We start from the raw sequence: 13,601 nt of genomic DNA, 5'->3' as shown, positions 1-13,601 counted from the left end.
TCAACCAGGCTCCCCACGCGTTGAATCACTCTTGAAAAGCGGCGACTCTTCCGCGATCAACCGCTCAATGGCATCCCGAATCACCCACGCGATGGACACGCGTTTTCGTTCCGCCAGCCCGGAAAGGAACGCGTGCTGGTCGTCGTTTAAACTGACGGAAACTCGGTAGCCGAGCGCCGCTACGCTCTTTTTCTGTAGGGTCTTCATGGGCTTCCTCGGCGTATGGGCCATTTCGTGCACCACTCTACACCAATCTGGTGCAGATCGCAATGGAATCCGTACAACGTCCGAACTGTAGCACCTGCCAACGACGGGGCGTTCAGTTCGCCCGGTGAGTGCGAAAGTGGAAAGACACCCCTGCGGTTCCCCGCCGGGGTGTCGCTGAGTCAGGCTGCGATCGCCTGCTCGTTGGGGCATTGGATGGCCGCGATGATGTCCGCGGCGACGTGCTGGATTCGATCCAGAGACGCGGCCAGCGTCTCGGTCTTGCCGTCGTAGAGCTGGATGTAGTCGCTTGCGGCCGAGCCCGTGTCCAGCCCGATGGCTTGGCAGACGACGAAAGCGACGGCCTCGGCTTCGGTCTCACGCACGGTCTTGCTGGTGGGGCGCTGGTCGCCACGATGCAGAAGCTCGTGGGCGAGCTCATGGACGATGACTGAGAATTCGTTGGCCGGCGCCAGGGCGGGGCGGATGCTGATCCGTCCGCCGCGTGAGACGCCGTCGGCTCCTGGCGGCAAGTCGTCGTAGTCGAGCTTGATGCCTCGCTCCGCGACCTGCTCTTTGATCCTGGTGAGGTGATGTTGAGGATCGCCACCGACTCGTGCCGGCTCCGGGAGCGGTTGGCCGTCGGTCTGGCTCACGTCAAAGACGTACACGCCGCGGAATCGGAGGATGGGCTTGGCGCGGTCGGACTGCTCCTGGCCCTCGGGCTTGTCCTCCTTCGGGCGGATGCTCATCGGGGCGATGATCACGATGCCCTTCTCGCCCTTCTTGACGAATCGGCCCATCTGCTTCCACGTGCTGAACCCGGCGACGTGGGTCGCCGCGGGCATCTGCGAGAGGATGAGCAGAACGTTCCCGAAGCTGTACCGGTGGAACTTGGCGAGCATCGCGAGGTATTGCGTGAGTCGCTCGCTCTTTCCGCTCTTGAGAGCATCGGTGAGGTTCTGGAGGGCTTTGTCGGCGATCTTCTTGGCTTCTTCGGCTTTCATGTCATTGCTCCGTTGCGGGTCCCGCGACGTGCGGCCCCTTCGCACAGACAGGGGCCACTCGCGGGTGCAATGGAGCGAGCGGAACGGGGTCGGCAGCAGGTTGGAGGGCCCTGCGCAGCAGGCACAAACGAATGACAGACCTTCCCGCAAGGGCGCAGGCCTCGGCGGGTCTGGCGTGAGGTGTGCCGAGCACGGAAACCGGAAGCGCAGCGGTGACGGCGGGAGTGGAGCGTCTGAAAGCCGAATGCCTGGTAAGCCGACAGGTCCATTCAGGAACCGACGCATTTCATGGGAAGCGAGCAACCGCATTCCGCGCTGCCACCATGTGCCACGCTTCGGCTCGTCGCTCATCTCTCGCGCTGCCGATGGGCATTCGCGTGGAAGCAGATTGGGCGGTTTCAAGGGCGAGACAGTGTCGAGTCCCGCTCCGCCCGAAGGTCGTCCCCGTGGGCCAGTCCGTGCCGAGCGAGACCAACCGTTGCGGCAGTGTCGATGTGAGTAGACCGATAGACGCTTCCAAGTTGGCGTGGCGTCCGAAGTTCACTTCACTCGGAATACTCGGTCGCGGTCAAGGCTCGACTGACGAGTGCCCGCTTTGAAGGCGTCCTCGCGGCGGTTGTGTCCGCTTCTCACTCTGGTGCCGGCTTCCTGCGAGACTTCTTGCGGCGAGTGCGACGAAGAGCCGGGCTCTCGGGGCGATGGAGGTAGTCCACATCAGGCACCTCAACCACCGTGAGGTGGGCATGCGTGCCGAATGCCGCGCGTCCGTCGAGATCCAGCGTTGAATGCTGAACGCCGATCACGCGATAGATCCTGGCTTCGACCGCGACCTCCTCGCCGATGGCGGGGACGCGAGAGAGCAAGACGTTGATCAGCGGCATTCCATCATGGGAGCCCATGCAGACATCAACGATTTCTCGAAGCCGTCGTTCAGAACGATTGAAGTGGGGATGGCTAAGGTCGACTGGTGAACGTGAAGGTCTCTGCTCTGGTGTGCTCATCTGGACAGCCTATGAAGGGTCGCGGGAAGTCTCTGATGACCGCCGGTCCTTCCACTTCCCATGCAAGCGGTATGTCCGTTGGGCAGCTTCCTGGGCTATCTCGATATCCCGGCTTGGCATCGCATCAACAACAGGAAGTGCTCTAGGAAGTTGCTCTAGGTTTTACGGGGGGGTGATTCAGCGCATGACGCGGGGGCCTCGGAGGGTGATTCAGCGCACGGAGGGGCGGGCGATTCAGCGTGGATAAGTCTCTGCGCTTGTGGTTTATCCACAGGGGTTGTCAATCAATCTGGCGGACGTTTGCAGTGCTCACGGAAACGAGAGTGCGAGGGATCGGAGACCGTGACGGTTGAAGAATCAGCCCGCCTGGAGCATCACGGAGCTTGGCATCCGGGTAGACGGTGCATACCTGCTGCAAAGCGTGACGGAATGCCTTCTTGAAGTCCTTGGATCGCCTGTAGTCTTGGCCGAACTGATCCTTGAGATTCGACCAACTGACCTTTGTTCCGATGGGATTGCTCACGCGCGGGAGTCGATGGGCGAGCCATGTGTAGATGTCCAAGGCGAGTGCCGAGTGTTTGAGGGCTCCAAGAGCCCGGTAGTCGAGCGGAACGGCGTGCCGTGTGAGAGTGTCGAAGAAGTCCTCCGACAACTCGAGCTCTCCCGGCCACAGCGTCCGCTGTGACCCATCATGTTCTCCATTCAGCAGCCAAGCGTCGAAACGCTTGATCGGCTTTGCGTCGATGGTTGAGACGCGGTCGCCATCGGTCATGCCGAGCGTCATGCGACAGGCTGCAAGCGCCTGAAGCTGCTTCTTGAGTGCGGTATACCCACCGCGGGGTCCGCCGCTGGTTTGTAGTCCAAGCTGCGTCAGGAATTGACGCATGCTCTCGCCCACGTCGATGACGCGGCTCTTCGTTCTGACCGCCTCGGTGCTGATGTGAACCATGACGAGACGGGGAATCGCTCCGTAGGGTAAGGGCTGGTCAGTCCATGACAGCCCGTTCCACAGGCTGCCGGCCTCGATGAGCACGCTGAGCTTTCCGTTTGAACGCTCATAGCGTCGCTCGGGCGTGTGCTTGCGTGGAAGGCCTACCTGGCAGAGCACAGAGTGAGAGAACTGCAACCGATCCGGCGGCTCCTGGCGGACCTGATCGCCGGTGATGAGCAGGCCCCACTGTTGTCTCGTGAGACCCGAGACCGGCGGCGGTGGCAACTCGTCGATGTTCACGAGACGTAGCCATGGGCTTTGAGCCACGGCTCGATCGCCTCCTCCAGGATGTCCTGAAGAGTGTTGGGTTCGATCGCCTTGAGTTGGCGTTCAAGGGATGCCCTCTTGAGGGCGAGTGCGAAGTCGGCACGCACGCGCGTGCTGATCGGTATTCGGCCAAGTCCGGCTGTGCCGCCAGCGGGTGCGGACTCCTTTCCGGCGAAGACGAAATCTCGCTCCTTGCCCCTGTCAACGGGTGGCGGTGTGGCCTTGAGCCCCTCGGTGAGTGTGCGTCTATCAACCATGGGTTCCCTCCTCTATCTGGATGTGATCTTCTGCCTCCCCGCACCGATCGCGACGGGTTTGCGAACGGCGTGCGGGAGAATCTCTCGGAACAGTTGATCCGCCTCGTCGGCGGCATCGCGGGCCCGTGCGCCCATGTCCCACACCACGGCTCCCTGGCCGGGTGCGTCCGCGTAGATTTGACGGAGGATCATCGCCGTGGAGGCCAGCGGCAATGACAGGGCCGAGGCAGCGTCTTTCATGTCTTGGGTGAGCCGGTAGTTCTTGCCCACCATGCTGAGCACGATCACGGCCTTGGGATGACCGGCGCGGATGTCCTGAGCCTGGCGGAGTACGTCGGTCGCCTTCGCCAAAGCGCGGACCTCCAGCATGCTTGCCTTGCATGGGACGATGGCAAGGTCGCCGCGGAGCAACAGAGCCCGGCTGGTCTCGGTCTGGCTGCCCGGTCCATCGGCGACAACGAAATCAGCGTCCTGGGCGAGGACCGGGAGTTCATTCAGGATGGTGTCGGGATTGTCGAGGCGCACGGTGTTGACCTGAGGCCGTGCTTCTCGAATCCACTCCGACGATGACTGCTGCGTGTCGCAATCTGCGAGCGCGACGCGATGGCCTTGATGCGAGAGCCATGCGGCGAGGTGGACGGCAAGAGTGGACTTGCCGACACCGCCCTTGGAGTTTGCGACGACGATGATCATGCTTCAACCGATAGCACGATTGCAGGCTTGCCGGCAAGCACTATTTCACGCTGGCAGGACAGCACGCTGTTCGCCTTGCTTGCGGGCGTGCTTGCATGCTGACGTGCCACCATGATGGCACGATTGGCAGCCAGCCAGCTATCCAGACAGCAGGCTGGCAGGGCGGCAAGATGGCAGGATGGCATGTCAGCCAGCCTTCAAGCTTTCACGGTGAAAGACTGCCTAAGCACCGCTTAGGGGAGACGTCTGAATCAAAGTACTCTCTGCCTGCCACCTTCCGACTTCCGGATAATCAGTCAGCGCAGACCACGCCCGTGCGTTCAGAATGCCTGCGGTTCAGGGGGTCAACGATGAGTCGTTTCGGTTGCGCTCGGAGGCCGCCAGCGCGTGCTCGTAGAGCCGGAAGGCGAGCCGCCTGGTCGCCTCCGGGTCGGGCCACTGTTGTTCATGCTCGGCCTGCTCCACGAACGCTCGTAGAGCGCATCGGTGGAAGAGGTCGTCGCAGACAGCCTTATCGCTCACCGGCGGGCCCCGTACAGCTCGCGGCGTACGACTTCGAGTACTTCCAGTCCGACTCCCTCTACGGGCACGCGAAGCGGTTGATCGATGGCCCGCATCTCCGACGCGATGACCAGGTGGTCCTTGAGGTCGCGCGAGATGAGCACGCACCGCTCTTCGGTGCAGAAGACCTGCCACGGGAATCGTTCGGCGTCTTGGCTGTAGATCACCCCGGTCACGCCGAGCTCCGCGGCGACGGCCGCCCGATACCCGGCCTCGTAGGCGTCGCCGAGCGACTGGGTGAGGCATGAGACGGACACATCGTGGAAGTCGAGAGAATCGCGGTTGCGAACCGCCAGCGTCTCGATGCCCAGCCGCTCGCGTGCGATGCCGGCCAGGATATGGGTGATGGGGTTGTCGATCGTGTTCATGGCCGCGCCTCCTTTCTCGTGGGCGTGCGTGGTTTCTCGTAGACCACGCACACGTCGTGCAGGCCGGGGATGAACGAGGATCGGTACACCTTCCGGCCGCTCGACGCGCCGTGGCTGAATCGAACGATGTCGGTGCAACACTGCACGAGTCCGGCGTCGAAGGCAAGACGTTTCGTGTGGTACACGAGCGGCACAAAGCCAGCGTCACGGTCCTGGTAGTCGCCCATGAGGATGGCCAGCTTGCCGCCGGGCCGGAGAACACCGGCCGCGGCCTCGATGAACAGCGCGTACCGCTCCAGAAATGCTCCGAGCGTCGGCGCTCGGGACAGGTCGCGTCCGTCGGCGGAGTAGAGCTTCTGCCGCCAGTAGGGCGGGTGGGCCCAGACGAAGTCGGCCAGACCCCCACCGGCAAGAGCCTGCATCGTTTCGGCACTGGTCGCGTCGAACCCTTCGTGGATGTCGCCGCTTCGGCATTCAAGCCGAAGCTCACGGCACACATCGCGGCAAGTTCCGCTCCCGCTCATCGGGTCGAGCACAAGTCGGGGCATGAAGTAGAGCAGTAGGTCGCGGATGAGGTTGCCGCCGCAGTTGCCCGGGTAGCTCCGTTTCCCGTATGCGCCCGCGTCGGCATGGTGGTACAGGCTCGTAAGCCTTGGCACGGGGCTCGTGTTGATCGGAGCCTGCGGGAGCCGGGCGAACATCGGTTCGGGCTGCCGTGATGGAACGGCGTGTCGTTCTGTACGACGGCGCATGAAGAACGGGTTGATCTCAGAAACTCTCATCGTCGCCTCCGACCTGTTCGAGTGCGACCTGCGCCTCGACTCCCTCCGGCAGCAACGCCGTGCTGACGAGGTATCCGATGCGGTTGACCAGGTGTACGCCGCTGGCGAGGTACTGCCCCCCGTCGTCGCCGTCGATCAGTGTCCAGACTGAGCGCGGGTTCTGCTGCCGGACAAAGTCCAGTTCGGGTCCGTAGGTCTCGAAGAGACAGCCGCCGGAGCCGTTCAGGCACCAGGTGGCGTTGGGATTCAGGTGATTCGATACGAGCGGGAAGAGGGCATCGAAGGCGTCTTCGGTAAGTTCGATAAAGGTCGATGTCATGGTGTAGTCCTTTCTGAAGGGTGGGCGAGCCGATCGGCCCGCCCTAGTTGATCGCTAGTCCTTGATGTCTGAGAGAACCCGAAGGCTGATCCGCCCGTCGAGAGGCACGGCCTCTATCTGAATGTTGAAGCCTTTTCCGTCAGCGTGCGGCCACGCTGAACCGATTCGGGTCCAGATGCCCTTCTTGCCCTCGCGATCACGAACCTGGTAGGCGATGTGGCTGGGGGTGCGGGCGCTGCCGCTGCTGTTGGTGGTGTTAGTGTCGGTCATGTGAAGTCTCCTTTGCTGTGTGCGGAACACGCCCATCGCGTCCCGATGGCACGTCAACGAAGCGGCGAGAGACGGTGCGCAGCGCATCGGTCAAGCGAAAGGCCGAAGGCTTCCGCTCGCGGAAAGCGGTCTTGGCAGCTTGAACGGACCGGCTGCCGATTCACAGTGCCATGAACGGGACGCGGGCGGCGTTCTGCTCGGCATGAGACTTCGCCGACGCCTTCATCACCCGGCGGCAGTGTTGACACATACTTCGCAACCATGCGATCTGCGCGGCGTAGCAGTGTGATCATCGATGCACACACTGTGCGATCGTTCAGCGTTAACGGATTGGCAGGATTTCCGTGCTAGGGTGAACCATGCTTCGCGTGACACAGAGCAGCAGCGCGGCGCGTGCCAAGAGCTACTACAGCACAGCCGACTACTACACCGAAGGCCAGGAGCTCGTCGGCCACTGGCGTGGGAAGGGCGCCGCTCGGCTCCAGCTCTCCGGGATGATTGATCGCAGTGACTGGGACCTGCTCTGCGACAATCGCCAGCCCGGAACCGGCGATCCGCTCACGGCCCGGCGCAAGAGCGAGCGACGGGTCGGCTACGACTTCAACTTCCACTGTCCCAAGAGCGTGTCGCTCTTGTACGGACTCACTCAGAATGAGCGGATTCTCTCGGCATTCCGGGAGTCCGTCGATGCGACGATGGAGGACATCGAGGCGGAAGCAAAGGCTCGCGTGAGGCGCGGCGGAAAAAACGAAGACAGACTGACCGGCAATCTCGTCTGGGGTGAGTTCATCCATTTCACCGCACGGCCAGAAGACGGCGTGCCCGATCCCCATCTGCACGCACACTGCTTCGTGTTCAATGGGACATTTGACCCGGAGGAGAACCGGTGGAAGGCTGCGCAGTTCGGAGACATCAAGCGGGACGCGCCGTATTTCGAGGCGGTCTTCCACTCACGGCTTGCGCGCCGGCTCGAAGAGCTCGGTCTTGACACCCAGCGCACCGCGACCGGCTGGGAGCTTCGGGGCATCGCGCCGGAGACGCTCGGCAAGTTCTCTCGCCGGACGGCCCGGATTGAGAAGCTCGCCAAGGAGCGTGGGATCACCAGCCCGGATGCGAAGGCTGAACTGGGAGCGCAGACCCGGTCGGGCAAAGCGAAGGAACTTTCCATGCCCGAGCTTGACGGGCTGTGGCGCTCGCGCATAACCGAACAGGAAGCCGCGGCTCTCAATAGCCTCACGCGGCGCATCGGACGTGTGTCAATCGGAGAGGATGACCGTGCGGCAGTTGACGCCGTGGAACGGGCGATGGCGCACAGTTTCGAGCGGTCCTCTGTGCTTCCGGAGCGAACCTTGCAGGCGGAGGCTCTGCGGCAGGGTGTGGGAGTGGCCTCGCGCGAGTCCATCGAACGCCTCACCGCCGCGCAGCCGCTCATTCGCGCCACTCGGGATGGCCGTCGCCTCGTCACCACACGCGAAGTGCTGGAAGAGGAGACACACATGTTGGCGTTCGCCCGAGGAGGACGCGGCTCGTGCCGGCCGATCAGCCTGGACAAGCAGCAGTGTCACCGTGAATGGTTGAACACCCAGCAGAAGGCCGCTGTCTCGCATGTTCTGCAATCGCGCGATCGGGTGGTGCTCATTCGCGGAGCGGCGGGGACGGGCAAGACCACCATGATGCAGGAGGCACGCGAGGCAATGGAGCAAGCCGGAGTGCGTGTGTTTGCCTTCGCTCCCTCCGCCGATGCCGGAAGGGGGGTCCTGCGAGAAGCGGGCTTTGAATCTGCCGATACAGTTGCCCGACTGCTCGCTGATCAGAAGCTCCAGGCTGAACTGTCCGGCGGCGTCATCTGGATTGACGAAGCCGGCCTGGTCGGCACGCGGACGATGCGCCAGGTCTTCGATCTGGCGGAGCGACAGAATGCCCGCGTGGTGCTATCCGGCGACCGGCGTCAGCACGGCTCTGTCGAACGCGGCGCCGCCCTGCGCCTTCTTGAGGATGAGGCCGGGCTGCGGCCCGCGGAAATCCGTGAGATTCAACGGCAGAAGGATCAGTACAAGGCCGCGGTGAAGGATCTGAGTGAGGATCGAACGGAGGCGGGGTTCCGGCGGCTCGATCAACTCGGCTGGATTCGGGCAGTGCCGGATGAGGACCGCTACAGGGCGATCGCGGATGAATACGTTGATGCGGTCAATGCTGGGAAGTCCGCGTTGGTGGTATCGCCCACACACGCTGAGGGCGATCGAATCACGGATGAGATTCGCTCTCGACTGCGGTCGGAGGGCAGGCTGGGTAAAGAGACGCGGGAGTTCGCGCAGCTTGTTCCCGCCAACCTGACGCTCGGCCAGCGCCATGATCCGGCCAGCTATCAGCCCGACGATGTCCTGATCTTCCATCAGAACGCCAAGGGCCACGGGAAGGGCGATCGCGTCCTCGTCGGTCATGGCCGGGTGCCGCTCGATCAGGCAGCGCGATACAGCGTCTATCGTCAATGTCGGATCGACCTGTCTCCTGGCGATCGCATCCGCATCACGCGGAATGGTGCGACAGCAGGAGGCGGCCACCGCCTGAACAACGGTGATCTCCACACAATCAAGGCGTTTGCCCCCAGCGGGGATATCGTGCTTGAGAATGGATGGGTCGTTCCGAGGGACTATGGCCATCTGACGCATGGCCTGGTCGTGACCAGCCATGCCAGCCAAGGGAAGACGTTCGACCGGGTGATCGTCGGACAGTCGTCTGAGTCCTTCCCGGCATCCTCGCGGGAGCAGTTCTACGTGAGCGCGTCGCGCGGGCGGGAGCGCGTCGTCGTGTTCACGGACGATAAAGCCGAGCTCTTGCGTGCCGTGAGCCGCAGCGAAGAGCGCCTGAGCGGCACTGAACTCGTCGAAGGTCTTGATCCAGTCCGTCATCGCGTGATTCGCGAGCGCGTTGTCGAGCAGGAAGGGCAGCACGCCGACGCTGGCGTCGGACGTGCGATTGACAGGGAGGCACTCGACTATGACCGATAGTCTCATCGACAAGTACGCCAAGCGTGGGGCTCCAAGTGAAGTCGCCCGACCCGGCTCGGAAGTCAGCGATGAAGAAGACATGGGTTGCTTCGGATGGCTTCGTGGTGTCCGCGATCGATCGATCATGCTCGAACTGCGCCGGAAGGACGGGCACGTTCTGGCCGTTGGATACGGCTGGATCGAACGCATCGAGTTGGACCCCGCGAAGGGCATCACCCTGCATCTGCCTGGACGATCCATCACGATCACAGGATCAGGGCTCAACAAGGAAACTCGCCCGACCGTTCGCCTCTTTGATGGGCTGGTGCGGCATCGTGTGCCATGGATCAAGGAGACCGAGCGAGCTGAGGCGATGAGGGCCGACCCGAGCGGCACTGTCATCGACGGCATCAAGTGGTCGTGAGTGACGCCTCGCGATCCTGCTGGCGGTTGTCACCGTGTCAGCGGCGGGCGCTGACATGGGAGTAGCGCATGGCCGGCGTCACGGGACGCCGGTACCCGGATAAACTGGGTCAGAATGAGTCCTAGGCAGACTACTCCGCTTCAGCGTCAACTCGCTGCGCTCTCGCGCGGTGAGAGCAGGCGGCTCGACCTTGGGAGCAACTCTGGGGTTACGACCTTCGGCGCCCGGGATTATCAGAGTCTTCAGCGACACGCGAAGCAGGGTGCGTTGGATCTGGTCGACACTCTCGCGTTTCGCGAAAGCCTCGTTGACCCGGAATGGTGGAATCAGCTCGTCTGCCTAAGCCCCTTCATGCCGCGCTTGACTTGCATCGATCTGTATCGGTGGGAGATTGGCGATTTGGGCGTGCGCTGTCTGTGTGACGCGGCACGGGACGGACACCTTGCGTCCCTCCGATACCTTGATCTTGGTTGGACCGGGCTGGGTGACACGGGCGTTGCCGAGCTAGTAGACGCGCGACAGTCGTTTAGCGCTCTGGAAACACTTCGGCTGGAGTGGGCGACGCTATCGGCCGCTTCCATGGAGAGGCTTGGTCGTAGTGTCCTCGGCTTTCCATCCTTACGCTCCCTCACTCTGCGAAACGTCGGCTTGGATACCGAGCGACTCCGCGCACTAATCGGGGCATGGGACGTTGCACATCCGACACTCATCGATCTCGACCTCAGTCACAATCCGATGCACGACCACGGGGCACGGCTTCTGGCGGGATGGCTTCAACGAGCAGCAACGGAGCTCCGGAGCCTTCATTTATCAAACACCCGCCTTGGCGCTGATGGCGCTCTCGCCATGGCAACGATGTGGAAGCGCGGCTTGATGCACAACGTGTACGCTCTTGATGTCAGCGCCAATTGGCTTGGCTCGTCCGGAATCGCTGCCTGGGCAGAAGCTCTGGAGAACGCGGGGAGTGAGCGCTGCGAGACCCTCAACTTCAGCGCCAATCAGGCTGGCCCGATCGGTTGCGCCGCGTTGTGCAACGCTCTACGCAAAGCGAGCACGTTGTCTGTGCTTGACCTCAGCGATAACGCGATCGGCTCTCAGGGTGCAAGGTTAGTTGCGAATCTGGACAGCCAGTGTCCGTCACTGACAACGTTGAACATTGCTCACAACGATATTGATGACCTTGGTCTGCGTCCACTACTCGATGCATTGCTCCGCGAGCCTTGGGCATCGAGCTTGAAGTCCTTTATCGCAAAGCAAAGGTGCGTAGAAGCCATTCCGCAAGAAGTGATTGAGTCCCGCGAAGCGAAAACATGGCGTGACTACGCATCACAGTTACCCGCTGTGCCAACCCAGCTGCAAGATGCGGTGACTCGCAGCCCTCGCGTTGCAAAAAGAGCCGTCGCCGAGTTTGAGAAGAGCATCCTTGCCCTGCTGGACACTTGTTTGGCGTGGCCCGAGGATGCCGTATCAGCTCGTCGTCTGGCGAGGTCCGCCCTACTCATCGCAAACAGGAAACAGGTGGGATTGAAGGACGCTGCTCTACCGGGCGCGACGACGGTACACAACCACCTCGTGTATCTGGCCAAACGTTGTGGCATGCCCACTCTGCTCGAAGTATCACAGAATCGACAAGCCGCACGATTTAAGCCTGGTGCGCTCTCCCGGTTGGCACAGTTGCGACCGAGCCTCCAGGCCGAACTTGTCAAAGCCGAGCAATTGGCGTCCGCTGGCATGTAGCACTGCCGTCGATGAAGCTTGACATACACCCACGCGTTGTGCTCATGTGCATGTCATACATGGAGTGATAACGGTGTTGTGAGCGACGGAAGCGACAAGCCTGCGAGTGTGGATTGGACGACAGTTCCATTTCCGAGTGATCGCTTGTTGTTGGGCGCAGTACGCACGCGCGCAGCAAGCGACCCCGAAGCGATTGGAGTGTTGATCTACAACCTGGTGAGCCATGAGCGCGAGCTGGCGGCCAGAGTCTTCGCTTGTGCGTTGGAGCCTCACGGTTCTGACGGCAAGCGTCTCCGCGACAGCCTAATTGAAGAAAGCGGACGGGAGCTCGCGGCTCGCTACACAGCGATGGGCGTCGCGAGTGGCAGGCATGATGGGACGCGGCTTGTGGGTGAGCTGACGGCCACGGTGAAGGCTCTGGCTCGCGAAGGCTTGGGCCGCAGTCCCACCTGAGCGCCCAATGGCGGCTGGCGATTCCTGGGAGGCTGTTCTCCTAGCACGTGTTCGGCATGTATTGAGCACGTTGTCTACCGCCAATGCGCACGTATGTTCCACGTGCTCGCCGCGGCATGTAGATCGCGGCACGAATGACACCTCTGGCGAATAGGAGCGCATTCATGGCGAATCCGATCCAGACCCTGCTTGCACGCTGTCGCACTGGCTTCACGCCCGTCGAGAAGTTCATCGCGTTTGGAGCCGGCGTGGGATACGTGCTGTGCCCGCTCGATTTCGACTTCATTCCTGCAATCGGCTGGATCGACGACGGCTACGCGATCTACCTCGTGTGGCGGGTCCTGAGCTCCCCGACGATCTCGGAGGAGGAACTCGGTCGGCAGTCCGCATCACCTACGCAAGAGCGTTCTGCTCGGAGCGATGCGGAACTCGCCCTCAAACCCGATGAGGAGGGCTGAACGATGCCGCAGCAAGTTCATGAAGCCCTAGTCGAATTGCTTGTGTGCCGGCCGCAGGTCAGAGACCGAACCGGCTTTGGAGCGGACGATCTCGCCGGCTTGGCAGCAAGCATCCGGGAGTCCGGTGGCATTCACACGCCTCTCCTGGTGCGGCGAGAGGGTGACACCCTCGTAGTGCTCGACGGTGAACGCCGAGTACGAGCCGCGAAGATGCTCGGTCTGACCAAGGTGCCGGTTGTTGTCACCGATGAGGAGCTTGGCGAGGACGATGTCATTCACCGCCAACTCGTGATCGATGCGCAACGTGTGGGACTGGGACCGCTGGAGCGGGCCAAAGCGATTGAACGGCTGATGACTCTCTCGTCCTGGAACGCAGAACAGGTCGCTCGCAAGCTCGGCCTCTCGGGGGCGACGGTGTCTCGCTCGCTCGCGCTCCTCACACTGCCGGAGTCCATTCAGGCTCAGGTGGCAAGCGGAGGCATCTCTGCGGACGCCGCGTATCACCTTGCCCGAGTCGATGACCCGCAAGAACAGGAGTCGCTCGCCGCGGAGGCGGCGGGCCGGATGCTGTCACGCGATGCGCTCACCCGGAAGCTCAAGAGCGCGCGCCGTGCGGAGGAAGCGGAGCGGGCCGGAGTCGTGCGAGCGACCGCGCTGTTGGGTGCCGACCGGGCGGTCACGATCACAGGCAAAGGGCTCACCCTCGATTCGATGATCGAATGGCTCGAACCCCTGCTGGCGCGAGCCAGGAAGGCCAAGGCACAGGGGCTCTCGCTCCACACATTCATCCGCACGCTCAAGGACCAGGCATCGACCTGAGGA

General features: G+C 62.4%; 16 protein-coding genes. 5 read left to right on the top strand and 11 right to left on the bottom strand.

The genetic code is table 11. The annotated features are described in order from the left end of the window. From KF684_01970 to KF684_01920, 11 genes are all read right to left on the bottom strand, one after another. Positions 1–207, bottom strand: coding sequence for a CopG family transcriptional regulator (locus KF684_01970; protein MBX3351674.1), 207 nt, complete (start codon positions 205–207; stop codon positions 1–3). Between the two features lie 179 nt (positions 208–386). Further along, positions 387–1,211 carry a hypothetical protein gene (locus tag KF684_01965; protein ID MBX3351673.1) on the bottom strand — a complete coding sequence of 275 codons (825 nt, stop codon included), beginning with the start codon at positions 1,209–1,211 and terminating at the stop codon, positions 387–389. Between the two features lie 629 nt (positions 1,212–1,840). After that, the gene (locus tag KF684_01960; protein MBX3351672.1) at positions 1,841–2,092 is read right to left on the bottom strand and encodes a hypothetical protein; all 252 of its coding nucleotides are present in this window, start codon (positions 2,090–2,092) and stop codon (positions 1,841–1,843) included. Between the two features lie 400 nt (positions 2,093–2,492). Further along, entirely contained in the window at positions 2,493–3,443 is a 951-nt protein-coding gene (locus KF684_01955; protein MBX3351671.1) for a hypothetical protein, read from the bottom strand. Next, a complete protein-coding gene (locus tag KF684_01950) occupies positions 3,440–3,727 on the bottom strand; it encodes a hypothetical protein (protein MBX3351670.1) in 288 nt (95 codons plus the stop codon). The genes KF684_01955 and KF684_01950 overlap by 4 nt, the downstream gene beginning before the upstream one ends. 12 nt (positions 3,728–3,739) lie before the next feature. Next, on the bottom strand, positions 3,740–4,420 hold the full coding sequence (locus KF684_01945; protein MBX3351669.1) for a ParA family protein: 681 nt from the start codon (positions 4,418–4,420) through the stop codon (positions 3,740–3,742). A 336-nt stretch (positions 4,421–4,756) separates the two neighbouring features. Next, the gene (locus tag KF684_01940; GenBank protein MBX3351668.1) at positions 4,757–4,942 is read right to left on the bottom strand and encodes a hypothetical protein; all 186 of its coding nucleotides are present in this window, start codon (positions 4,940–4,942) and stop codon (positions 4,757–4,759) included. Then, positions 4,939–5,349: a hypothetical protein gene (locus tag KF684_01935; GenBank protein MBX3351667.1), complete on the bottom strand. Its 411-nt coding sequence runs from the start codon at positions 5,347–5,349 to the stop codon at positions 4,939–4,941. Before KF684_01935 ends, KF684_01940 begins: the two co-directional genes overlap by 4 nt. Continuing rightward, positions 5,346–6,131, bottom strand: coding sequence for a hypothetical protein (locus tag KF684_01930; GenBank protein MBX3351666.1), 786 nt, complete (start codon positions 6,129–6,131; stop codon positions 5,346–5,348). The genes KF684_01935 and KF684_01930 overlap by 4 nt, the downstream gene beginning before the upstream one ends. After that, positions 6,118–6,450 (bottom strand): hypothetical protein, encoded by a 333-nt coding sequence (locus KF684_01925; GenBank protein ID MBX3351665.1) that lies wholly within the window; start codon positions 6,448–6,450, stop codon positions 6,118–6,120. The genes KF684_01930 and KF684_01925 overlap by 14 nt, the downstream gene beginning before the upstream one ends. A 54-nt stretch (positions 6,451–6,504) precedes the next feature. Continuing rightward, the gene (locus KF684_01920; protein MBX3351664.1) at positions 6,505–6,720 is read right to left on the bottom strand and encodes a hypothetical protein; all 216 of its coding nucleotides are present in this window, start codon (positions 6,718–6,720) and stop codon (positions 6,505–6,507) included. A gap of 368 nt (positions 6,721–7,088) precedes the next feature. Here KF684_01920 and KF684_01915 point away from each other — a divergent pair, with 368 nt between their 5' ends. The 5 genes from KF684_01915 to KF684_01895 all read left to right on the top strand — a co-directional run bounded on the left by KF684_01915 (position 7,089) and on the right by KF684_01895 (position 13,598). Continuing rightward, entirely contained in the window at positions 7,089–9,728 is a 2,640-nt protein-coding gene (locus tag KF684_01915) for a DUF853 family protein (protein ID MBX3351663.1), read from the top strand. Further along, entirely contained in the window at positions 9,718–10,131 is a 414-nt protein-coding gene (locus KF684_01910) for a hypothetical protein (protein MBX3351662.1), read from the top strand. Before KF684_01915 ends, KF684_01910 begins: the two co-directional genes overlap by 11 nt. 267 nt (positions 10,132–10,398) lie before the next feature. Continuing rightward, entirely contained in the window at positions 10,399–11,868 is a 1,470-nt protein-coding gene (locus KF684_01905; protein ID MBX3351661.1) for a hypothetical protein, read from the top strand. A 617-nt stretch (positions 11,869–12,485) separates the two neighbouring features. Beyond that, entirely contained in the window at positions 12,486–12,779 is a 294-nt protein-coding gene (locus KF684_01900) for a DUF1232 domain-containing protein (protein MBX3351660.1), read from the top strand. 3 nt (positions 12,780–12,782) lie between these two features. Further along, positions 12,783–13,598, top strand: coding sequence for a ParB/RepB/Spo0J family partition protein (locus tag KF684_01895; protein ID MBX3351659.1), 816 nt, complete (start codon positions 12,783–12,785; stop codon positions 13,596–13,598). Positions 13,599–13,601 lie beyond the last annotated feature (3 nt).

The sequence above is a fragment of the Phycisphaeraceae bacterium genome (assembly GCA_019636675.1).
In the GTDB taxonomy this organism is placed as follows: domain Bacteria; phylum Planctomycetota; class Phycisphaerae; order Phycisphaerales; family UBA1924; genus JAHBXC01.
Note: the sequence above shows the minus strand (reverse complement) of the source record. Positions and strands in the feature narration are given on the sequence as shown.